At 71.6% G+C, this 21701-nt stretch carries 23 protein-coding genes and 1 tRNA gene; 8 read left to right on the top strand and 16 right to left on the bottom strand.

The window, feature by feature from the left end; translation table 11 throughout:
* Positions 1-2: 2 nt before the first annotated feature.
* The 3 genes from ACK4YQ_RS06445 to ACK4YQ_RS06435 are packed head-to-tail and all read right to left on the bottom strand — an operon-like array spanning position 3 to position 2653.
* The gene (locus ACK4YQ_RS06445) at positions 3-1967 is read right to left on the bottom strand and encodes a chemotaxis protein CheA (protein WP_409609439.1); all 1965 of its coding nucleotides are present in this window, start codon (positions 1965-1967) and stop codon (positions 3-5) included.
* Positions 1964-2269 (bottom strand): response regulator, encoded by a 306-nt coding sequence (locus ACK4YQ_RS06440; protein ID WP_409609544.1) that lies wholly within the window; start codon positions 2267-2269, stop codon positions 1964-1966. The genes ACK4YQ_RS06445 and ACK4YQ_RS06440 overlap by 4 nt, the downstream gene beginning before the upstream one ends.
* A gap of 60 nt (positions 2270-2329) precedes the next feature.
* On the bottom strand, positions 2330-2653 hold the full coding sequence (locus tag ACK4YQ_RS06435; RefSeq protein WP_409609437.1) for an STAS domain-containing protein: 324 nt from the start codon (positions 2651-2653) through the stop codon (positions 2330-2332).
* 413 nt (positions 2654-3066) lie between these two features.
* Between ACK4YQ_RS06435 and ACK4YQ_RS06430 the strand changes: the two genes are divergently transcribed.
* Positions 3067-3498: a CBS domain-containing protein gene (locus tag ACK4YQ_RS06430; protein WP_409609435.1), complete on the top strand. Its 432-nt coding sequence runs from the start codon at positions 3067-3069 to the stop codon at positions 3496-3498.
* Between the two features lie 4 nt (positions 3499-3502).
* Positions 3503-3820 (top strand): hypothetical protein, encoded by a 318-nt coding sequence (locus ACK4YQ_RS06425; protein ID WP_409609433.1) that lies wholly within the window; start codon positions 3503-3505, stop codon positions 3818-3820.
* A 38-nt stretch (positions 3821-3858) separates the two neighbouring features.
* On the opposite strand, the gene ACK4YQ_RS06420 is transcribed toward ACK4YQ_RS06425, so the two are convergent.
* The 7 genes from ACK4YQ_RS06420 to ACK4YQ_RS06390 all read right to left on the bottom strand — a co-directional run bounded on the left by ACK4YQ_RS06420 (position 3859) and on the right by ACK4YQ_RS06390 (position 9856).
* On the bottom strand, positions 3859-4626 hold the full coding sequence (locus ACK4YQ_RS06420; RefSeq protein ID WP_409609431.1) for a DUF2243 domain-containing protein: 768 nt from the start codon (positions 4624-4626) through the stop codon (positions 3859-3861).
* A 75-nt stretch (positions 4627-4701) separates the two neighbouring features.
* Positions 4702-5307, bottom strand: coding sequence for an aspartyl protease family protein (locus ACK4YQ_RS06415; RefSeq protein ID WP_409609429.1), 606 nt, complete (start codon positions 5305-5307; stop codon positions 4702-4704).
* Between the two features lie 58 nt (positions 5308-5365).
* A complete protein-coding gene (locus ACK4YQ_RS06410; protein WP_409609427.1) occupies positions 5366-5587 on the bottom strand; it encodes a hypothetical protein in 222 nt (73 codons plus the stop codon).
* Positions 5588-5667: 80 nt separating this feature from the next.
* Positions 5668-6993: an MFS transporter gene (locus tag ACK4YQ_RS06405; protein ID WP_409609425.1), complete on the bottom strand. Its 1326-nt coding sequence runs from the start codon at positions 6991-6993 to the stop codon at positions 5668-5670.
* 86 nt (positions 6994-7079) lie between these two features.
* Complete coding sequence (locus tag ACK4YQ_RS06400; RefSeq protein WP_409609423.1) at positions 7080-8318, bottom strand: MFS transporter; 1239 nt, start codon at positions 8316-8318, stop codon at positions 7080-7082.
* A gap of 83 nt (positions 8319-8401) precedes the next feature.
* Positions 8402-8478: transfer RNA gene (locus ACK4YQ_RS06395), tRNA-Arg, on the bottom strand.
* A gap of 115 nt (positions 8479-8593) precedes the next feature.
* Positions 8594-9856 (bottom strand): hypothetical protein, encoded by a 1263-nt coding sequence (locus ACK4YQ_RS06390; protein ID WP_409609421.1) that lies wholly within the window; start codon positions 9854-9856, stop codon positions 8594-8596.
* A gap of 166 nt (positions 9857-10022) precedes the next feature.
* Between ACK4YQ_RS06390 and ggt the strand changes: the two genes are divergently transcribed.
* Positions 10023-11789 (top strand): gamma-glutamyltransferase, encoded by a 1767-nt coding sequence (gene ggt / locus ACK4YQ_RS06385; protein ID WP_409609419.1) that lies wholly within the window; start codon positions 10023-10025, stop codon positions 11787-11789.
* Between the two features lie 31 nt (positions 11790-11820).
* Here the strand turns inward: ggt and ACK4YQ_RS06380 are convergent, their stop codons facing one another.
* The 4 genes from ACK4YQ_RS06380 to ACK4YQ_RS06365 all read right to left on the bottom strand — a co-directional run bounded on the left by ACK4YQ_RS06380 (position 11821) and on the right by ACK4YQ_RS06365 (position 15282).
* Entirely contained in the window at positions 11821-13308 is a 1488-nt protein-coding gene (locus ACK4YQ_RS06380) for a sensor histidine kinase (protein WP_409609417.1), read from the bottom strand.
* A 98-nt stretch (positions 13309-13406) separates the two neighbouring features.
* On the bottom strand, positions 13407-14444 hold the full coding sequence (locus ACK4YQ_RS06375; RefSeq protein ID WP_409609542.1) for a quinone-dependent dihydroorotate dehydrogenase: 1038 nt from the start codon (positions 14442-14444) through the stop codon (positions 13407-13409).
* A gap of 5 nt (positions 14445-14449) precedes the next feature.
* Positions 14450-14785, bottom strand: a complete 336-nt coding sequence (locus tag ACK4YQ_RS06370; protein ID WP_409609415.1) for a DUF952 domain-containing protein — start codon at positions 14783-14785, stop codon at positions 14450-14452.
* On the bottom strand, positions 14782-15282 hold the full coding sequence (locus ACK4YQ_RS06365) for a SixA phosphatase family protein (protein ID WP_409609413.1): 501 nt from the start codon (positions 15280-15282) through the stop codon (positions 14782-14784). Before ACK4YQ_RS06365 ends, ACK4YQ_RS06370 begins: the two co-directional genes overlap by 4 nt.
* A 91-nt stretch (positions 15283-15373) precedes the next feature.
* Between ACK4YQ_RS06365 and ACK4YQ_RS06360 the strand changes: the two genes are divergently transcribed.
* Both ACK4YQ_RS06360 and metW read left to right on the top strand, forming a co-directional pair.
* Positions 15374-16531, top strand: a complete 1158-nt coding sequence (locus ACK4YQ_RS06360) for a homoserine O-acetyltransferase (RefSeq protein ID WP_409609411.1) — start codon at positions 15374-15376, stop codon at positions 16529-16531.
* A complete protein-coding gene (gene metW, locus ACK4YQ_RS06355) occupies positions 16528-17178 on the top strand; it encodes a methionine biosynthesis protein MetW (protein WP_409609409.1) in 651 nt (216 codons plus the stop codon). Before ACK4YQ_RS06360 ends, metW begins: the two co-directional genes overlap by 4 nt.
* Positions 17179-17194: 16 nt before the next feature.
* On the opposite strand, the gene ACK4YQ_RS06350 is transcribed toward metW, so the two are convergent.
* Positions 17195-17539 (bottom strand): P-II family nitrogen regulator, encoded by a 345-nt coding sequence (locus ACK4YQ_RS06350; protein ID WP_409609407.1) that lies wholly within the window; start codon positions 17537-17539, stop codon positions 17195-17197.
* A 123-nt stretch (positions 17540-17662) separates the two neighbouring features.
* A complete protein-coding gene (locus tag ACK4YQ_RS06345) occupies positions 17663-18409 on the bottom strand; it encodes a class I SAM-dependent methyltransferase (protein WP_409609405.1) in 747 nt (248 codons plus the stop codon).
* Between the two features lie 90 nt (positions 18410-18499).
* Between ACK4YQ_RS06345 and gloB the strand changes: the two genes are divergently transcribed.
* The 3 genes from gloB to ACK4YQ_RS06330 all read left to right on the top strand — a co-directional run bounded on the left by gloB (position 18500) and on the right by ACK4YQ_RS06330 (position 21701).
* On the top strand, positions 18500-19261 hold the full coding sequence (gene gloB, locus ACK4YQ_RS06340) for a hydroxyacylglutathione hydrolase (protein WP_409609403.1): 762 nt from the start codon (positions 18500-18502) through the stop codon (positions 19259-19261).
* A 50-nt stretch (positions 19262-19311) separates the two neighbouring features.
* Positions 19312-19776: a cupin domain-containing protein gene (locus ACK4YQ_RS06335; protein WP_409609401.1), complete on the top strand. Its 465-nt coding sequence runs from the start codon at positions 19312-19314 to the stop codon at positions 19774-19776.
* A 362-nt stretch (positions 19777-20138) separates the two neighbouring features.
* Positions 20139-21701 (top strand): methyl-accepting chemotaxis protein, encoded by a 1563-nt coding sequence (locus ACK4YQ_RS06330; RefSeq protein WP_409609399.1) that lies wholly within the window; start codon positions 20139-20141, stop codon positions 21699-21701.

Below are 21701 nucleotides of genomic sequence, written 5' to 3'. Positions count from 1 at the left end.
CCTCAACCGGCCGCACGAAGCTGCGCCTCGGCCCGCTGGCCGGCGGCCACCAGGTGCGCCACGTCCAGGATCAGCGCCACGCCGCCGTCGCCCAGGATCGTCGCCCCGGAGAAGGTCGCCACGTCGGCGTGGAAGCCGGAGAGCGACTTGATGACGGTCTGGTGGTCGCCAAGGATCTGGTCCACCACCAGCCCCACCCGCTCCTGTCCGGTGGACACCACCACCAGCTTCTGGTGCGGGTCCGGGGCGGTGCCGGTCTCGAACAGCTCGCGCAGGCGCAGGAACGGCACCAGCCGGTCGCGCAGCGTCATCAGACTGCGTCCGGTGGAGCGCAGGTCCTGCTCCACCGACAGCTCCACGCATTCCTCGACCGCGGCCAGCGGGATCACGTAGCGCCCCGCTCCCACGCGCACGAGCAGGCCGTCGATGATCGCCAGGGTCAGCGGGATGCGCAGGGAGATCTGCGAGCCCTCCCCCGGGCGGCTGGCGACCTCGATGGCGCCGCGCAGCCCCTCGATGGTGCGCTTGACCACGTCCATGCCGACGCCGCGGCCGGAGAGGCTGGTGATCGCCTTGGCGGTGGAGAAGCCCGGGTGGAAGATGAACTGGAAAAGTTCGGCGTCGCTCAGCACGGCGCCCGGCGCGATCAGGCCGGCCTCCTCGGCCTTGGCCCGCACCCGGTCGCGGTCGATGCCCTTGCCGTCGTCGGCGATGGTGATGATCACCTCCGCGCCCGCCTGGCGCGCGGCCAGGGTGATGCGCCCGGACCGCGCCTTGCCGGCGGCGACGCGCGCCTCGGGGTCTTCGAGGCCATGGTCGGCGGCGTTGCGGATCAGGTGCACCAGCGGGTCGGCCAGACGCTCGATCACCGTCTTGTCGAGCTCGGTGGTCTCGCCCTCGGTGACGAACTCGATGGCCTTGCCCGTCTCACGCGACAGATCGTGAATCAGCCGGCGGAAGCGCCCGAAGAGCTGGGCGATCGGCACCATGCGGACCACCATCATGGTGTCGCGGAGCTCGGCGGCCAGGCGCTCAATCTCTTCGGAGACGGCCCTCAGGTTCGGCTCGTTGCTGGTGGCGGCCACCTGCTTCAGGCGCGACTGGGCGATCACCAGTTCGCCGACCCGGTCCATCAGCTCGTCCAGCCGTTCGGCCGGCACGCGCACCGTGTCGCCGCCGCGGGCCGCCTTGGACTCGGCGGCGGCGGCGGCGGCGGTGGGTTCGGCGGCCGCGGCGGCGGCGGGGACGGACTCGACGGCGGCGGCCTGCGGTTCAGCGTCGGACCTTTCGGGCTCGAGCGCCTCGATCTCCAGCGTCATGTCGTCGATGACGAAGATGAAGACGTCCTCGATGGCGCTCTTAGGGTGGGTCGTGGTCAGGGTCACTTCCCAGGCCAGGTGGCACTCGCTGGGGACCAGCGCCTCCAGCGGCGGAACCCCCTCGGTCAACGCGACCACCTCGCAGTCGCCTAGCTCGCGCAGCTCGTCCAGGAGCGGCAGCGGGCGGGTGCCGTTGACCAGGGCGTCGGCCGGCAGCTTGAAGCGGACCTTCCAGGTCGTGGCCGCCGGAACCTCGGGCGCCGGCGCCGCCCCGGCGCTTCCGTCCACGGCCCGATGCAGCGCCGCCAACAGCGCCTCGCCCTCGGCGGGGGACGCCTCGCGCCCCTCGGCCAGGGCTCGCATGTGGTCCTGGGCGGCCAGCACGGCCGACACCAGCTCCGGCGTCGCGGCCACCTGGCCCTTGCGCACCTTGTCGAAGGCGCTTTCGCAGTGGTGGGTGAAGGCGGCCAGGGCGTCGAAGCCGAACATCGCCCCCGAACCCTTCAGGGTGTGCAGTCCGCGGAACACCGCGTCGATCAGCGCGCGGTCGCCCGGCCGGCTGGCCAGGTCCACGAGGTTGGATTCGATCTGCTCCAGCAGATCCTGGGCTTCCTGCCGGAAGATCGCGGCGGGATCGTCCGGGCTCACGACGCCAGGACCTTCTTGACGATCCTCACCAGCTGCTCGGGATCGAAGGGCTTGGTCAGCCAGCCCGTGGCGCCCGCCGCCTTGGCCTGGGCCTTGATGTCGGCGTCGCTCTCGGTGGTCAGGAACAGGATCGGCACGCCCGCGTGCGCCGGCTTGGCGCGCAGCTGGCGGATCATGGTCAGCCCGTCCATCACCGGCATGTTCAGGTCGGTGATGATGAGGTTGAACGATCCGGCGTCGGCCTTGGCGATGCCTTCGGCGCCGTCCGCCGCCTCCGTCACGGCGTAGCCCTCGCCGGACAGGGCGATCTTGATCGCCTACCGGATGCTTGCGGAGTCGTCTACCGTGAGAATAGCCGTCATCTAGAGAGTCCCCGAAGTCGAAAGCCAGAAGTCCCGGCGCGCCTCGTCGCGTTCCGACAGGAAGCCGCCGCGCCGCAGGGTTTCCAGAAGTCCGCCGGCCGCCGCCTGTGCGAGGGCGAAGCGCTTGCCGTCGCTTTCCGCAGAGCGACGCGCCGATTCCATGAGCTGAACGAAGGTGAGGTCCGCTTCGGCGTCTTCCGCTACACTCACCTTTACGTCGTCGTGAGCTTGAAGCGCTTCACGAAGATGATTGCAGATCTCGGCGATTGACCGAATTGTCAAATCGCCTGAGAATTCAACATCAACACTACTAGACGTTGACACGCCAAGCGCCCTTCCTTCCGGCATTTTCTCTTGCCGGAGTCCTGAATCAGCCGTTGATGCGAGCTTGGCTTTTGCGAATTAAAGTTGAGTAAACTGGAGATTCACCAGCCTGCGACCAAGAGACGCAACTTGCCTCTCCCTGGGTGAGCAATCCGACCGCGCCGGGTAACGCCGTTACTTGACGTGCGCCGCCGAATAAATGCAACCACTTGGAGACACCACGTCCTCGCCTCCACGTGCGCACAGTTGCGCCACGCGGCGCATCACGCCTCCATTCCGTCCGCCCACGGATGACTTGCCGTCCTGCGCCGCTCGGACCGCACGAACGAAGTTTGCGGCCCCGCTGAAACGCTCCCTTGTCCGACGGGTTCTCTGGGCGAGCCCGGCAGCGGGCCACATCCCAGGAGACATCGATGAACGTCAGAGACTGCATGAGTACGCAGGTGCGCACCACCACGCCCGAGGCGACCCTTCGAGAGGCGGCGCGCATCATGAAGGAGACCGACGCCGGCGCCGTCCCGGTCGGCGAGAACGACCGTCTCGTCGGCATGATCACCGATCGGGACATTGCGATCCGCGCGGTGGCCGAGGGCCGAAGCTTCGACACCAAGGTCCGCGAGGTGATGAGCCAGGGGGTCGAGTACGTCTTCGACGACGAGGATCTCGACGAGGCCTCCATGAAGATGAGCGACCTGAAGGTGCGACGCCTGCCGGTGGTCAACCGTGAAAAGCGCCTCGTCGGGATCATCTCCCTCGGCGACATCTCCAAGAGCAACGACCCGTCCCAGGCGGAAACCGCCCTCAGCGGCGTCTCCCAGCCCGGCGGGCCGCACATCCAGAGGTGAGCAGATGGCTACGGCCAAACAGGAACTGGTGAACTTCCTCGTCAAGGAAGCCTTCGACCCGGTGCTCGAAGCCAGGCCCGACGGGCGCTCAGACGCCGAGAAGCGCAAGCTCAAGGACGTGCAGGACGCCACCAGGTCCGAGATCGACCGCTTCCGCGGCTACGGCTCGGCGGACGACGTGGTGACCAACTTCAAGCGCGACCTCGATTCGGAGCCCGCCCGGAAGATCCACCGCGAGCTGAAGTCCCTGGGCCTGCCGACCCTCGGCGACGTGCGTCCGCAGTTCGAGAAGAAGGCGCGCGAGCTTGGCGTCGACGCCTGACGCCCCGGCTCCGCCGGACGTCACAGCGCCGGGCGCCGCTAGGCCGGCGCGCCTCGGCTCCAGTCCAGGCAGCCGGCGGCGCCGGCGCCGCTGACCAGGAGGGCGCCGCGGCGATAGAAGGTCCAGCGGCGATGCGGCGCGGCGGCGACGACCACCACGCCCATCGCCCCGTCAGTCCACACCAGCCGGGCGTCGGCGGCGGCGACCGCAGCCAGCACGTCCTGGGGCGTCACGCCGGGACGAAACACCACTGTGGTGAACGGCTGCTCAGGGGGCGGGCGCATCGCCCAGGCCCCGGCCCCCGTGGTCGCGCCGGCGACCAGCATCACCGCCAGGGCCGGTCCGATCGTCCGCAGCCCGCCAGGCGCCTGGCGGCGCAGCAGCAGCCACCCGATCCCCGCCGGGAGGAGCCCGAACGCGGCGAACCAAAGGAGATCCCAGAAGAGCACGTTGTCGCTCTGCAGATTGATCCGGTGGATTCCGAGCACCCAGTGCGAGAGCACGCTGTCCACGAGGTGCCAGGCGCCGAAGCCGAGGAGCAGAGCGCCCGCCAGCTGCCGGCCCCAGCCGCCCTCGACGGTGCGATGGGCGCGCCACAGGCCCCAGAGGCCGAGCGCGGCGATGAGATACATCAGAGCGTGGAACCAGCCGTCCCAAAGCACCTGCGCCCGCAGGTCGAGAACGCCGGGGACCAGGCTGAGCAGATGGTGCCACTGCAGGATCTGGTGCAGCAGCACGCCATCGAAGAAGCCGCCCAGCGCGAAGCCTAACACCACGCCCCAGCGCACCCAGGGGGACTTGAACATCGGCGCTCTCCTGTCTGGCCCTCAGAACCGCCGACGCCCCGCCGGGTTCCCCAACGGGCGGGGCGCTGCGCCCGCTCAGGCCGCGGCCTGGCCCCCGCACCGCTCGGCCGGCACGGGGGCGGGATCCGCGTCGTCCGCCTGCAGGTAGAGCATCGGCCGGGCCACATCGATCACGGCCCGATGCTCGCGCATCAGGTCCTGGCCGATGATGCCCTGGATCGGCTCTGGCGAGAGGCGGCCCAGGGCGCCGACCATCTGCGAGAGGTCGGCCAGCATCAGGTGGCGGTGGCGGGTGTCGACGCCGCCGAGCCGCAGCTCCTCTATGCTCGACCGCGAGACCTTCAGGCCGCCGCCCACGCCGACCGCCGCCCCGCCGACGAAGCGCTGCGGGGTGAGGCCGAAGTCGGCGGCGTAGGCGCTGTCGACCACGCTGACGTTGGCGCCGGTGTCCAGGACGAAGGTGGCCGGCTTGCCGTTCAGCTCGCCGGACACCAGCTGGTGCCCGGACGCCAGCCGCCGCAGCGGAACCGCGACGAAGCCCAGCAGGCACATGGCGTGATCCACGGTCCCGGCCTCCTCGGGCCGGTACTCGACGCCGTCAGCCGGCGTCGGCGGCGTCCAGCCGTCGCACCCGGCGAGGGCGGCGGCGAGCAGGAGAGGCAGGAGGCGGCGCGGTTTCATGCGTGCCGCAATCCCTGCGGAACGCGCCGGTTCCACCGGGGGCGCCGCCGCGCAAGGCCTAGGGGTTGGTGCGATGGCGCTTCTGCGGGGTGGGCGCGCCAGCGGCGTCGGCGTCGTTTTCGACGTCGCCCTCCTCGGTGTTCTCCCCCTGGAGGATGTGCGGATCCTCGCCGGCGATGGTGGTTCCCTTGGAGGCGCCGATGGCCGGGTTGTCCTCCAGGTCGTCCCGCGGAAGGGTGGTCGGCGTATGGCCGGAGGGCGAATGCTTGGATGTGGACATGGCTGGCCTTTCACCTTGGAAGCTGCTTGGCGAACACGTCCCGCACCCGGACGGTTCCGGCGAAAAGCCCGCGTGGCGACTCAGGCCCTGGCGCTCTCGGCCGCCAGTTCGCGCCGCGCGGCTTCGCTGCCGGGCAGATGATGGCCGCGCAGGGACTGGCCGGCGGTCTCGAGCGTGAACCACAGGGCGACCATGCCCACCGCGCAGGCGGCCATCATGTAGTAGGCGGGCGTCACCGGGTCGCCCGTGACGCCGATCAGCCATGAGTTCATCGCCGGCGCCGTGCCGCCGAACAGCGAGGTGGCCAGGTTGTAGGAGATGGCGAAGCCGGCGAACCGCACCTGGGTCGGGAACATCGCCGGGAAGGTGGCCGAAATCGTCGCCAGCTGCGGGACGTAGAGCAATCCCAGGACGGCGAAGCCGATGATCGCCGGGACCATGCCCAGGCTCATCAGGTGGTAGACGGGGATCACCGCCACGAAGAGGCCGATCAGCGAGACCCACCACATCGGCTTTCGGCCCACCTTGTCCGACAGCGCTCCGGCGAAGGGCAGGAACAGCATCATGAACAGCATGCCGACGATCGGCACGATCAGCGCCTGCTGGATCGTCAGCCCCAGGCGCCGCTCCAGATACGTCGGCATGTAGCTGAGCAGGGTGTAGTTGACGACGTTGAGGGCCACGACCATCCCGCCCATCTCCAGCAGCGGGCGCCAGTAGCCGGTGACCAGCTTGCCGAGGCCGCCGCCCCCGGCCTGGGCGCTGCGGGCCTCGGCCTCCTCCGCCTCGCGGAATACCGGCGTGTCCTCGATCCGCGAGCGCAGGTACATCCCCACCAGGCCGAGCGGCGCGGCCACCAGGAACGGCAGGCGCCAGCCCCAGGCGTACATCGCCTCGTTGCCGAGCATCAGCGAGAAGCCCAGCATCAGCAGCGCGCCCAGGGAGAAGCCGGCCAGGGTGCCGAACTCCAGGAAGCTGCCGAAGAAGCCGCGGCGGTCGTCGGGGGCGTACTCAGCCATGAAGGTGGCGGCGCCGCCGTACTCGCCCCCAGTGGAGAAGCCCTGGACCATGCGCAGCGCGACCAGCAGCAGGGGAGCCCAGACGCCGATCGCCTCATAGGGGGGGATCAGGCCGACGCAGAAGGTCGCCCCCGCCATCAGCAGGATGGTCAGCGCCAGCACCGACTTGCGCCCCAGCCGGTCGCCCAGCGGCCCCCAGAACAGCCCGCCCAGCGGGCGCACCAGGAAGGAGATGGCGAAGGTGGCCAGGGCGAACAGCGTCGCCTGCTGGGCCTCACCGGGGAACAGGGCGGCCGAGATGTAGGCCACCCCGTAGGCGTAGATCCCGTAGTCGAACCACTCGGTGGCGTTGCCCATGGCCGAGGCGGCCACGGCGCGGCGGAGCACCGACGCGGACGGGCCGCCATCGGGCGATGGTGCAGGTGTGCTTGGCATGGCGCCCATTGCAACGCACGAGGGCGCAGTTGGTCCCCTCACGCCTGGTCGGGCGCGGCCTCCGCGGCCGGGTCCACCACCGCCGCCGACAGCGGCGTGGTGCGGGGAAGGATCTGATAGGACTGCTGAAGGTCGGCGGCCACCGGCGGCCGCGCGGCCTGGCGCCAAAGGCCGAAAGCCAGCCCGGCGGCGGCCAGGACAGCGATCAGGCCAAACAGGCCGGGCGCCCCGAACAGGCCGAGCGCCGCGGCCCCGGCCACCGGCCCGGCGGCCGCGCCCGCCGAATAGACGAGCACCAGCCCGCCGCTCGCCGCCACCCGCTGCTCCGGCGACAGGTGATCGTTGGCGTGGGCCACGCACAGCGGGTAGAGGGCGAAGCTAAGGCCGCCGAACATCGCCCCCAGCAGCGAGAGCAGCAGCCCCGCCGGCGCCGCCAGCGACAGGCCCGCGGCCACGCCCGCCGTGCCGGCCAGCGCGCCGACGATCACCTTGCGCCGGTCCAGCCGGTCCGACAGCCATCCCAGGGGCCATTGCAGCGCCACCCCGCCGGCGATCACCGCGCTCATGAAGCCGGCGGTGGCGGCCAGGCTGAGGCCCAGGCGCTGGGCGTAGACCGCGCCCAGGCCGTAGAAGGCGCCCAGCATCACCCCGGTCAAGGCGGCGCCGACGAAGCCGAGGGGCGAGACCTGGTAGAGCCGCTGAAGCGGCAGGGGCGGCTGCTCAAGCAGCACGGGCCCGGCGCTGCGGGTCAGGGCCACCGGCAGCACCGCCAGGGAGACCAGAATCGAGGCCACCAGGAACGGCGTCGCCGGGCTCGCCTCCAGGGTCAGGAACGACTGGCCCAGGGCCTGGCCGCCGTAGAGGAAGATCATGTAGGCCGCCAGCACCGAGCCGCGCCCGCCCGCCTCGGCCCGGTCGTTCAGCCAGCTCTCGATGCAGACGTAGACCCCGGCCAGGCAGATCCCGTCGATCAGCCGAAGCCCGGTCCAGAACCAGGGGCCCTGGTGCAGGCCGTAGGCCAGGGTGCTGGCCGAGAGCAGGGCCACGAAGGCGGCGTAGGCGCGGATGTGCCCCACCCGGCGCACCACCGCCGGCGCCCGCAGGGAGCCGATCGTCAGCCCGGCGAAATAGGCGGTCGCCACCACCCCGATCTGCAGCGACGCAACGCCGGCCGCCTCAAGCCGCAACGCGGTCAGGCTGCCGACGAACCCCGCCCCCGCCATCAGGATGAAGATGGCGGCCAGGAGACTCCGCACGGGCAGAAGCGCCGACAGCATCCCCGCTCAATCGCACGAGTCGCCCCTGGTTCCGCCGGAGCGGCCGTGAGGGCGGGGGAACTTGGGCGGGAGTTCGGGGAAAATGGCGCGCCCGGAACGATTCGAACGTCCGACCCTCAGATTCGTAGTCTGATGCTCTATCCAGCTGAGCTACGGGCGCGCACCGCCTTACGGCGAGGGCGCGGAACCTAGTCGGGGATCGGGCAAAGCGCAAGCCGGGGCGGGCAGGATTTTTCGTCCTTCACCCCGGCGGCGCCGCGCGCGAAGGCCCGTCCCTAGAACCGCGGCAGGCCGAAGGGGCGGCGGGGGGCCTCCTCCTCGTCGTCGCCGCCCATCATGGCGTCCATGTCCATGCCGAGCATGGCGCTGGTGGCCGAGCGGTAGCGCACCTTCACCTGCCACTCCTGCTTCCAGGGGACCTTGGGATCGCTGGGGCGGGGCGGATAGACGAAGTTGGCCTCGCCGCCGTAGGCCGCGAGCTGCACCATCGCCTGGGGCGCGGCGGCCACCACCTGGCGGGGGATGGCGCACTGGGTGGTGGCCGGCGCCATCAACGCCTTCTGCTGGACCAGCCGGTCGAGGTCGCCCGGCGAGATGTAGTCGGGCAGGGAGAAGGCCGAGGCCTGCACCTCACTGGAGGTCCACAGCACCACGGTCTCGCCGTCGCCGCCGCCGATGGCGGTGGCCAGATAGGCCTTGGCGCCGGGGATCGCGCCCCAGTTCAGGAGCCCCGCGCCGGACGGCGCCTGGCTGGTGCGCAGGCGCAGCGGGGCCAGGAAGTCCTGGTTCTGGGCGAGCTGGAACTCGATCTGCGGGGTGTAGTTGCCGCGGACCGTGTGCGCGCCGACCAGGGAACCCTCGCCGGGCACGCTCGTGCGCGTGCGCGCATTGGGCCATTCGCCGTATGTGGCGTTGCGGCCCGGCGCCGGCGGGCGCATCGGCGTGATCGCCAGGCCCCTGCTCATCGCCTCGAAGCCGGGGGGAAGCTGGCCCGCGGCCATCGCCTGGGGCGTCAGCTTGGAGAAGTCGATCACCAGGGGCTGGCCGGGCCTGGCCTCCGCGCCGCAGCCCCAGAAGATCAGCATGCGCCCGCGCGGCTTCTGGTATTCCTGCGGCAGCGTCGGCTCCTCCTCCACCCGCTGGGCCGGCGCCGCGGTGGGCGTCACCAGCGGCAGGGACGGGCCCGCCCCCAGGCCTTGCGGCGGCAGGTGCTCGGCCGAGGGCGCGCCCTGGGCCGTACGGGCCGAGCCGAGCTGCAGGGTCAGGCTGTGCTGGGCCGCGCCCATGCCGCCCGGCCCGCCCAGGCCGCCGCCCATCATCATGCCCATCATCGCGCCCATCGAGGGGCGGCGTGCGCCAGGGCCGCCCGCGCCGGGGCCCGCGCCCATGGCGCCCATCATGGCGGCCATGCCGCTCGTGGTCTGGGCGCTCATCCAGTAGACGGCCGTCGGCCCCGTCACCTCCTGGCGCGTCTGCGCTCCCGCCGTTCCCGCCGCCGCGGCCAGTCCAACGACCGCCGCCGTCCGCGCCCAACCCATGGTATTTCCTCCTGAACCCAGGAGACGATGTCTAGCATTCGCTCCGGGCGCGAAAAAGCCGGAGCGGGCGCCCGTCTTCAGGGCTGCGGCCGCGTCGCGGACAGGCGCAGGGGCGCGATCGGGCCGTCCGGCGCCGCGGGGCATTGTGGCGAAGCTCCCGGCGTCTATGGTGGCGCCATCTTTGAGGTTTCGAGTGTTCGCCGTGCGCCCAGTCCTTCGCCTTCCCGCCGTCCTGTTCTCGCTGATCGCCGCCGCCTGCGCCTCCCCCGCGCCGAAGGCGCCGCAGACCTCGGCTCCCGCAGCCGCCGCGCCCGCCGGCCCAACCGCCATGGTCGCGGCGGCCAATCCGCTGGCGGTCGAGGCGGGGGTGCGGGTGCTGAAGGCCGGCGGCTCGGCGGTCGACGCGGCGGTCGCGGTCCAGGCCGTGCTGGGCCTCGTCGAACCGCAGAGCTCGGGCCTCGGCGGCGGCGCCTTCATGGTCTACTACGACGCGAAGACCAAGGCGGTGACCGCCTACAACGGCCGTGAAAAAGCGCCCGCCGGCGCCAGCCCCGACATGTTCCTGGGCGAGGACGGCAAGCCGCTGTCCTTCCCCGAAGCGGTGCTGAGCGGCCGCTCCACCGGCGTTCCCGGCGCGGTGGCCATGCTGTCCCTGGCCCAGCGCCAGCACGGCAAGCTCGCCTGGAAGGATCTGTTCGCCGACGCCGAACGGCTGGCCGACGAGGGCTTCGTCGTCAGCCCGCGGCTCGCCGAAATGGCCAACTCCAAGCGCGCGCCCCAGGCCTCGGCGCCGGACGCGGTCGCCTATTTCACCAAGCCGGACGGCACGAAGATCCAGGCCGGCGACGTCCTGAAGAACCCCGCCTACGCCGCCACGGTGCGCAAGATCGCCGCCGAGGGCCCCAAGGCCCTGCTGGAGGGCCCGATCGCCGAGGCGATCGTGGCGCGGGTGCACGAGGGGCCGCGGCCGGGCTCCATGACCCTGGCGGACCTGAAGGCCTATGAGGCCAAGGTCGGACCGGCCCTGTGCCGCCCCTACCGGGTCTGGGTGGTCTGCACCCCGCCCGCCCCCTCCGGCGGCCCGGCCGTGCTGGAGGGCCTGGGGATCCTGGCCAACACCGACATCGCCGACCACGGCCCGCAGACCGCCGAGGGCTGGTACCTGTTCGCCGAGGCCGAGCGGCTGATGTACGCCGACCGGGACCGCTACATGGGCGACCCCGACTTCGTCGACGTGCCCACCGAGGGGCTCCTGGATCCCGACTACCTGAAGGCCCGCGCCGCCCTGATCGGCCCCGTCGCCGGCCCGCCGCCGGCCCCGGGCAAGCCGAAGGGCGCGGGAATCCGCGCGCCGGACGCGACGCTGGAGCCGGGCGGCACCACCCACTTCGTCATCGTCGACAAGGCCGGCAACGTGGTCTCCATGACCACCACGGTGGAGAGCATCTTCGGCTCGGGCCGGATGGTCGGCGGCTTCTTCCTGAACAACCAGCTCACCGACTTCTCCTTCTCGCCGACGCTGAGCGGCGGCGTGCCCGCCGCGAACGCCGTGGCGCCCAACAAGCGGCCGCGCTCGTCGATGGCGCCGGCCGTGGTGCTCGACTCGCAGGGCCGCTTCGTCCTGGGCGTCGGCTCGCCGGGCGGCACCTCGATCCTGGGCTACAACCTCAAGGGCCTGGTCGCGATCCTCGACTGGAAGATGCCGGTGCAGGAGGCCCTGGCCCTGCCGAACATGGTCGCCCGCGGCTCGATCTACGGCACGGAACTGGACAAGATGCCTCCCGCCGTCGTCGAGGGACTGGCCGCCAAGGGGGTCAAGCTGATCAACGGCGCGGGCGCCGAGGGTTCGGGCCTGCACGCCATCAAGGCCACGCCGACCGGCCTCGAAGGCGGCGCCGATCCCCGCCGCGAGGGCGTGGCGATCGGCTTCTGAGCGCCTGAGGCTCCGGGACTCCGGTGCGGACCTAGGCTGGCTTCTTCGCGCGTCGGCGCGGGGCCGGCGCGGGCCCCGGGCTTCCGGGCAGGCGCAGTTCGAAGACCGTGCCCTGGGGACCGGTCTCGGCCAGGGCCAGCTCGCCGCCGTGCCCCTGGGCGAGTTCGCGGGCGATGGCCAGGCCCAGCCCCGCTCCGCCGGGGCGGCTGGAGCCGGCGAAGGGCTGGAACAGCCGCTCGCGGGCGCGCTCGGGCACCCCCGGCCCGTTGTCGGCCACCCGCACCACGCTCACCTCGCCGGCCTGCTCCAGACTGACCTGCACTTCGCCCGGGAGGCCCTGGCGCTCGGCGTCGAGCTCGATCGCCTGGCGGGCGTTGCGCATCAGATTGGCGAGGATGCGGTGGAGCTGATCCGGATCGGCCAGCACCTGGGCCCGCGGATCGACCTTGCTGACGAGGCGCACGCCCTCTTCCGACAGCCGGGCCTCCTCGGCCGCCGCCTCCACCGCCGCGGCCAGAGGGGTGGGCCGCGCCACCGGCGCCGGCTCCTGGGTCTTGCCGTAGGCGAGGACGTCAGTGGCCAGCTTCACCGCCCGGTCCAACGCCCGCTCCAGCCGCGGCAGGGCCTGGCTGACCTTGGGATCGCCCAGAGCCGCCAGCCGCTCGGAGGCGATCTGGGCGCTGGTCAGCATGTTGCGCAGGTCGTGGTTGATCTTGGCCACGGCCTCGCCAAGGGCCGCCAGGCGCGCACGCGAGTTCAGCGCCGCGCGCAGGTCGGCCTGCATCCGCGCCAGCTCCACCTCCGCCCGGCCCACTTCGTCGCGCCGGCCCGACAAATCCACCCTGGCGCGGGGATCCTCAGGATCGGCCCGGAACCGCTCCATCGCGTAGGTGATGCGCTGCATCGGCCGCACCAGGAAGAAGTTCAGCGACAGGTAGACCAGCCCGCCGGCGATCGCCGAGACGAAGGCGGTGATCGCCAGGAGGCGCACCAGGTAGCGCCGCAGCTCGGTGCGCAGCTCGGCGTCGGGGGCCACGATCTCGATGAAGTCGCCCTCGCGGAACCGCGGTTCGGCCACGACCCGCACCATCCGGTCGCGGGGGCCGAACAGCGTCTGGAACGGGGCGGCGAGCCAGGAGGCCGGCGCCTGGTCGCGCAGGTCGACCAGGTATGGCGTGCGCGTCAGCTCGGGCCCGCGCAGCACCAGCCGGCGCATGCCCTCGCTCTGGATCGCCACCCACTGCACCCCCGCGCCCTCCAGAAGCTGTTCGGAGATCTGGTCCGACACCACCCGGTCGGGCGCGACCTCGGTGGCGAGGGAGGCGAGTTCGGCCGCCCGCACCCGGTCCAGCAGCCACTGCTCCTCGAACGCGGCGAGGGTGGGCGGCAGCACCAGCACGCCGCCGAACACCACGAACAGCACGGTCAGGATCAGCAGGCGCGCCGACAGCCCGCCCGGCCAGAAGAAACGGCGGCTGCGCAGCCGTGAAGGCGCCTGCGGCGATGGGGCGTCCGCCATGGATGAACCCGTTACTGCACGCGGGCGGCTTCGGCAACGCAGGCGAAGCTTGCCCGCCGCCCCGCAACCGGCGGCGCCTCGTTCCTGCGCGGGGCGCCCTAGGCGGTCCCCACCGCCGCGGCGACGCTCGAGAACCCGTCCGCGCGAAGCCGCGCGGCGAGGTCCCGCTTGATCCGCCCGACGAGCCCGGACCCTTCGTAGACCATGGCCGAATAGAGCTGCACCGCCCGCGCCCCGGCGCGGATCTTCGCGTAGGCGTCCGCCCCGCTGGCGATCCCCCCGGCGCCGACCAGCGCCAGCCGGCCGGCCGCGGCCGTATGGAAGCGCGCCAGCACCTGGGTCGACAGGCCCATCAGCGGCGCCCCCGACAGCCCTCCCGTCTCGCCTGCCTGGGCCGAGGCCAGAGGCGGACGCGAGATGGTGGTGTTGGAGACGATGATCCCCTCGAGCCCGTGGGCGGCCACGGTCTCGACGATCGCCTCGACCTCCCCGTCCTCCAGGTCCGGGGCGACCTTCAGGAACATCGGCGCGCGCCCGGCGGGGGGCAAGGCGTCCCGCGCCTCGGCCAGGCGGCCCAGGAGCTCCTCCAGCGCCGCCCGCGTCTGCAGCGCCCGCAGGCCCGGGGTGTTGGGCGAGGAGATGTTGATGGTGAAGTAGGAGGCCAGGCCCCACAGGCGCTCAAGGCCGGTCACATAGTCGCCCACCCGGTCGGCGGCGTCCTTGTTGGCCCCGATGTTGGCGCCCACCACCCCGGCCGCCCGGGCGCCGGCGAGCCGCGCGGCGAAGGCCTCCAGGCCGGCGTTGTTGAAGCCCATGCGGTTGATCACGGCCCGATCCTGCGACAGGCGGAACAGGCGCGGCCGCGGATTGCCCGCCTGGGGCAGGGGCGTCACCGTCCCGCACTCCACGAAGCCGAACCCCGCCGCCAGCATCGGCCGGTACACCTCGGCGTTCTTGTCGAAGCCGGCCGCCAGTCCCACCGGATTGGCGAGCTTCAGCCCCGCCAGGTCCGTGGCGAGGATCGGGTCGTCCGCCCCGCCCCGGGGCCCGAGTCCCGCCTGCAGCAGCCGGATGGTCAGGCCGTGGGCGTCCTCGGGGTCGAGGGCGTGCAGCGCCCGGGCGGCCAGATCGTGCATGCCGCTCACCGCGCCGCCTCCACCTGCGGGACGCCGGCGGCGTCCAGCGGCGCCGCGCGCGCCGCCCGCACCAGGGCCACCTCGAGCGGCCGGTAGAGATGGGGGAACAGGTCCCCGCCGCGGGCCGGCTCCCACTTCAGGTCCGGCAGGTCGTCGGCCTCCACCTCCAGCACCACGAGATCATCCTGGCCGGCGAACCACTTGGCCGCCGTGGCCTGGGCCTGGGCCGCGGTCGAAAAATGGATGTAGCCGTCGGCCAGATCGACGGCCGAGCCCTCGAAACGCCCCGCGGCCCGGGCCGCCGCCCACTCCGCCCGGGACAGGATCTTGTAGACCCTCACCGGTGGTCCCTCGGGGGAAAGAACAGGCCGTCGTAGGACGGGCGGCCCGCCGCATCGATCAGGAACACCGCCGCCGCGGCGGTCGGGAACTGGTTGCGGGCCCGCGAGACCAGCGAGGGCGCGCAGGCGCCCTCCAGCAGCATCTCCACCGCCAGTTCCTGCAGGCCCGGATTGTGGCCCACCATCATCACCGTGCCGGCCGAGCGCCCCGCCCGCTCCGCATACTGCCGCACCACGCCGGATTCGGCGTGATAGAGCTCGTCCTCGAAGGTCACGCGCGCCTGGGGAAACACCGGCTCGGCGGCGGCCCAGGTGCCGCGGGTGCGGGCCGAGGTCGAGACCAGCACCACGTCCGGCGCAAAGCCCATGTCGGCCAGGATCTCGGCCATGGCCCGCGACTCACGCTCGCCCCGCGGCGTGAGCGTGCGGTCGAAGTCCTCGCCGCTTCGGGCGTGGGGCTCGGCCTTGCCGTGCCGGAACAGGATCAGCCGGTCCATCGTCTCTCCATCGCTGCGGGGGTCTCTTAGCCGTCCCGGCGCCGCATGCGAAGCTGTTGACAGCGCCCAGCCTAGACGGTCCAAGGCGGCCATGACCATCGCGGTTGAGGCGCCGATCGCATTCGAGACAGGCGGAGGCACGATCCGCTTTCCGGCCGACAGGCCTCTGCGCCTGGACTCCGGCGCCCAGCTTGCGCCCCTTGAAATCGGCTACCAGACCTATGGCGCCCTCAACGCCGACAAGTCCAACGCGGTCCTCGTCTGCCACGCCCTGACCGGCGACCAGTACGCGGCCTCGCCCCATCCCACCACCGGCAAGCCTGGCTGGTGGCACCGGGTGATCGGACCCGGCCTGCCCCTCGATCCGGCGCGCTATTTCATCATCGCCTCCAACGTCATCGGCGGCTGCATGGGCTCCACGGGCCCTTCCTCGATCGACCCGAAGACCGGCGAGGCCTACGGCCTGTCGTTCCCGATGATCACCATCGCCGACATGGTTCGCGCCCAGGCGATGCTGGTCGAGGCCCTGGGCGTCGACAAGCTGTTCGCCGTCGTCGGCGGCTCCATGGGCGGCATGCAGGTGCTGCGCTGGGCGGCCGACTATCCCGAGCGCCTCGTCAACGCCATCTGCATCGCCGCGGCCCCGCGGCACTCGGCCCAGAACATCGCCTTCCACGAGGTCGGCCGGCAGGCGATCATGGCCGACCCGGACTGGCGCGGCGGCGACTACCTGCGCCACGGGGTGCGCCCGGAGAAGGGCCTGGCCGTCGCCCGCATGGCCGCCCACATCACCTACCTCTCGGAAGCCGCGCTGCAGCGCAAGTTCGGCCGCGAGCTGCAGCGCGACGGCCTGTCGTGGGGCTTCGACGCCGACTTCCAGGTGGAGACCTACCTGCGCCACCAGGGCGCCAGCTTCGTCGACCGCTTCGACGCCAACTCCTACCTCTACATCACCCGCGCCCTCGACTACTTCGACCTGGCGGCCAGCTTCGGCGGGGTTCTGGCCGAGGCCTTCCGCAGGGCGCGGCATGTGCGCTTCTGCGTGCTCTCCTTCTCCTCGGACTGGCTCTACTCCACCGCCGAGAGCCGCGACGTCGTGCGCGCCCTCAACGCCGCCGGCTGCCGCACCAGTTTCGTGGAGATCGAGACCGACAAGGGCCACGACGCATTCTTCCTCGACGAGCCGCAGTTCGACTCGGCGCTGCGCGGGTTCCTGGACTCGGCGGCCCACGCCCAGGGGCTGGCGTGAGCGGCCTGCGCGAGGACTTCCGCGAAATCCTGCGCCTTGTGCGGCCGGACTCGCGCGTGCTCGACGTCGGCTGCGGCGAGGGCGAGCTGCTGGAGCTGCTCGCCCGCGAAAAGGGCGTCGAGGGCCAGGGCCTGGAGATCAGCGGCCGGAACGTCGCCGCCTGCCTGGCCAAGGGCCTTTCCGTGGTGCAGGGCGACGGCGACCGGGACCTGGACCATTTCCCGTCCCGGGCCTTCGACTACGCCATCCTGTCCAAGACCCTGCAGCAGATGCGCGAGCCCCGCCACGTGCTGGGCGAGCTCCTGAGGATCGCCGACCAGGCGGTGGTCTCGGTGCCGAACTTCGGACACTGGCGGGTGCGGCTGGCCCTTCTCACCCAGGGCCGGATGCCCGAGACCCGGGCCCTGCCAGACCCGTGGTGGTCGACGCCCAACATCCACCTTTGCACCCTGCGCGACTTCAACGGCCTGTGCGCCGATCTCGACCTGCGCATCGACGCCTGCGCGGCTCTCGCCCAGGGCCAGCCGGCCCGGCCCATCGACCCTTCCCGGCCGATCGAGAACTGGCGCGCCGAATCGGCCATCTACCTGCTCAGCCGCCGCGCGCCCGAGCCGGCGCCCGCCCCGAAGGCCGACCTGTTCGATTGACGCGGCGCCCGGCCGCCTAGCCCGCGATCGCGGCCGCGTCGCGATCGCCGGTGCGGATGCGCAAGGCCGCTTCCAGGTCCAGCACGAACACCTTGCCGTCGCCGATCTTGCCGGTGTTGGCGGTCGCCGCCACCGCTTCGACCACCGCATCGGCGATGTCGTCGGGCACGGCGATCTCCAGCTTCACCTTCGGCAGCAGCTTCACCTCGTATTCGGCGCCCCGATAGACCTCGGTCTTGCCCCGCTGGCGGCCATAGCCGCGCACCTCGGTGACGGTCAGGCCCGAGGCGCCCGCCTCGGTGACGGCCTCGAGCACGGCGTCGAGGCGGCTGGGCTTGATGACCGCGACGATCATCTTCATGGCGCGTCTCCGGTTGGTCCGCAGGAGTGCGGGGTTCACGCCAAAGCTAGGGCGATCCGCAGGGCGCTCCAAGGGGGTCTGCGGGAGCGCGGCTCCGGCGCCTGCGATTGAGGCGCCAGGGCCTCATCCGGCGCCGTTCGACCGCCCGGCGCGGGCCACCGGCTGCGGCGCCAGCCCCGGCAGAGGGCGGCGTGCGCGCACCCGCACCGCCTTGGCCTTGATCGCGAAGGTCTGCTTGACCGCCTCCATCAGCACCACCCCGGCGACCTGCGGCCAAAGCCGCGAGCCCGCCTGCTCGAACCCTTCCGCCCAGCCGGCCATCCAGGCCGCCGGCGGGACATAGAGCGCCCGCGTGTAGCCGGACGGCTCCAGCTCGGCTTCGCGCAGCAGTTCGGCGAGCTGGCGGCGCGAGTAGGGCCGGCCGTGGCCGAAGGGCGTGGCCTCGGCGTTGGCCCACATGCCGTTGCGCGCCGCCACCGCCACCACCACGCGCCCGGAGGGCGCCAGCACCCGCCAGACCTCGCGCAGGAGGGCCAGGGGATCGGGGCTCTCCTCCAGGGCGTGCACCGCCAGAATCCGGTCGAACAGGGCGTTGGGAAACGGCAGGGCGTCCTCGTGCGCCAGGGTCGCCAGGTTGCCGCCCCCGGGGGACCAGACCTCCACCCCCTGCTGCGCCGGCATCGCCGCCGCAACCCGGCGCGCCGTGCCGTGCAGGTGGCCCAGGAACGGGGTGGCGTAGCCCAGGCCCAGGACGTCCAGGCCGTGCGCGTCGCCCCACGCCTCGACCACCTTGCGCGTGATCATCTCCCGGGCCGGTCGGCCCAGGGCGGAGGCGTAGAACTGGCGAAGTTCCAGGACGTCGCGGCGCATTCGTCTTGAGGCGGTGCTCGACCTTGAGGGGCCTGCACCCTAAATCGGACGGGCGGGCCTTGTCCCGCCCCTCTCGACCGCGAGGCCGCCATGCCGCTCACCGTCCATCAGTTTCCGTGCCTGTCCGACAACTACGGCTATCTCGTCCGCGACGAGGCGACGGGCCTTGCCGCCTGCATCGACACCCCGGACGCCGCCGCCGTCCTGGCGCAGCTGAAGGCGCTCGGCTGGCGGCTGGCGCTGATCATGAACACCCACTGGCATCCGGACCACGCCGGCGGCAACGCCGAGGTCCAGGCCGCAACCGGCGCGAAGATCGTCGGCCCCGCCGAGGTGCGCCGCATCGCCCCTCTGGACCGCGAGCTATCCGGTGGCGAGACCGTCGAGCTAGGCGAGACGACGTTCGAGGTGATCGAGGCTGGCGGACACACCCTGGGGCACATCGCCTATTACGACGACGCCGACCGCATCGCCTTTGTCGGCGACACCCTCTTCGCCCTCGGCTGCGGGCGCCTGTTCGAGGGCGAGCCCGCGCAGATGTGGGCCAGCCTGTCGCGCCTGGCGGCGCTGCCGGACGAGACGACCGTCTACTGCGCCCACGAATACACCGCCGCGAACGCCCGCTTCGCCCTTTCGGTGGACGACGATCCGGCGCTCAAGGCCCGCGCGGAGCAGATCTTCGCCGCCCGCGAGCGGGGCGAGCCCACCGTGCCGACCACCATCGCCCTCGAGAAGGCCACCAACCCTTTCCTGCGGGCCCCGCTGCTGGCCGCCCGCGTCGGGGCCGCCGACAAGCCCGCGCATGAGGCCTTCGCCGCGGTCCGCGCCGCAAAGGACAACTTCAAGGGTTGAGGGCGCCTGCTGACATCGGCTGACAGCGTCGGCGCGCTATGCTGGCGGCCATGAAGAAGATCGATCTCTCCACTGTGCCCGTCCGCACCGGCTCAAGCTATCCGGCGCCGTTCGACGTTCCCTGCGCCGCCCGCACCCGCCAGGGGCTGTCGCGGCGCTTCGGCCTCACCGCCTTCGGCGTGAACCTCCTGGTGCTGCCGCCGGGCGCCTGGTCGAGCCAGCGCCACTGGCACAGCCGAGAGGACGAGTTCGTATGGGTGCTGGAAGGCGAGGTCGTGCTGGTGACCGACGCCGGCGAGGAGGTGCTGCGCGCCGGCGACTGCGCCGCCTTCCGCGCGGGCGAGCCGGACGGCCACCACCTCGTCAACCGCTCCGACCGCGACGCCAGGGTCCTGGAAGTGGGGAACTCGGACCCCGAGGACGTGTGCGCCTACGCCGACATCGACATGCTCGCCGACGCGGCCGGATACCGCCGCCGCGACGGAACGCCCTACCCGCCGAAAGGCGGCTCCTGAACGGCGAGATCATCAGTATTGGGATGTAATCCCGTCTGCGCGCGCCTGCACACGGACTCTGCGAGGTCCTGCGGCCTTAACGGCGCGCCCACGACTCAGAAGATGATCCGACCTATATTCTTAGTTATATTTTCATGTGCCTTTAGAGCATACTGAAAATTGACATATGTCAAATGCTGAAACATGCTGAAATCTAACTTATATCCACTTGTCGTTTATACTATTTCCTCGCCACCAATAATAGAGCGTGACCCATAATTGGTAGGCTTATCCTTTCGATAAACTTGTCGTATACGAATTGGCACAATGTTCGCCAGTGATCGGCGCCGTCCCAGGACGGTCGGCGCGTAAGGAGCAGGCGGATGAACGCGGAAGCGACCCTCGGGGAAAGGCTGGACTTCATTGGCTTGGGCGAGCGCGAGCAGAGCCGCCTGAGAGGGGTCCGGCCGCTGCTGAACGCGGCCATCGGTCCGGCCCTGGACGACTTCTACGAGAAGGTCCGCAGCACCCCGCAGACGGCCGGCTTCTTCCACGACCCTGGCCACATCGAACACGCCCAGTCCCGCCAGGCCGCGCACTGGGACGTCATCGCCTCGGGCGAGTACGGCGCGGACTACGTCCGCAACGTCCGCACCATCGGCCAGACCCACGCGCGGCTGGGCCTGGAGCCGCGCTGGTACATCGGCGGCTACGCCCGCGTCACCGAGGGCCTGCTGACCGCCCTGATCGCCGAACGCTGGCCCAAGTCGCCCTTCGTGCGCAGAGAGGCGGCGGCCGAGCTCGCCGAGGACGTGGGTGTCGTCGTCAAGGCCGCCATGCTCGACATGGACCTGGCTATCTCGATCTACCTGGACACCCTCGAGCAGCAGCGCCAGTCCCTGGAGGCCGAGCGCCAGGCGATCCAGGCCCAGCAGGTTCAGGCCATGACCCTGCTGGCCGCAGGCCTGGAGAAGCTGGCGGCGGGCGACCTGACCGCCGGGGTGGGGGAGGCGGTCGCCGCAGAGTTCGAAAAGGTGAAGTCCGACTTCAACCGCACGGTGGCGCAGCTCGCCGAGACCATGGGCGGCGTAGCCCAGGCCGCGGAAACCATCCGCGTGGGGGCCGAGGAGATCGCCGTCGCCTCGGACAACCTCTCCCGCCGCACCGAGCACCAGGCGGCCAGCCTGGAGGAGACGACGGCGGCGCTGAGCGAACTGACCTCCAGCGTCGGCAGGACCGCCAAGGACGCCCGCCAGGCGTCGGAACGGGCGACGGTCACCCGGCGGGAGGCCGAGAAGTCGCAGACCGTCGTCGACCAGACGGTGCAGGCCATGGGCCAGATCGAGGGCTCCTCGCGCCAGATCGAGCAGATCATCGGAGTGATCGACGAGATCGCCTTCCAGACCAACCTCCTGGCCCTGAACGCCGGGGTGGAGGCGGCCCGGGCCGGGGAGGCGGGGCGCGGCTTTGCGGTGGTCGCCTCCGAGGTGCGGGCGCTGGCCCAGCGCTCGGCTGAGGCGGCCAAGGAGATCAAGACCCTGATCACCCGCTCGGCCCAGCAGGTGGACGCAGGGGTGTCCCTGGTCGCCGACGCCGGCCGCGCCCTGGAGGCGATCCTCGCCTCCATCGTCGAGATCGACCTCTACGTGGCCGCCATCGCCCGGCAGGCCGACGAACAGGCCACCGGCCTGGCCGAGGTCAACACCGCCGTCGGCCAGATGGATCAGATGACCCAGCAGAACGCGGCCATGGTCGAACAGGCCACCGCCGCCACCCGTTCGCTGACCGCCGAGACCGACCGGCTCGCCCGGCTGATCGCGAGCTTCCGCCTGGCCCGGGCCCCGGCTGCGCCCGCGCCCGTGCGCCCTGCGCGGGCGGTCCGGCGGGGCCCGGCCGCGGCGCGCCTGGCGGCGGCCGTGTCGGACGACGACTGGCAGGAGTTCTAG

Source organism: Phenylobacterium sp., assembly GCF_046291545.1.
Lineage (GTDB): Bacteria > Pseudomonadota > Alphaproteobacteria > Caulobacterales > Caulobacteraceae > Phenylobacterium.
Note: the sequence above shows the minus strand (reverse complement) of the source record. Positions and strands in the feature narration are given on the sequence as shown.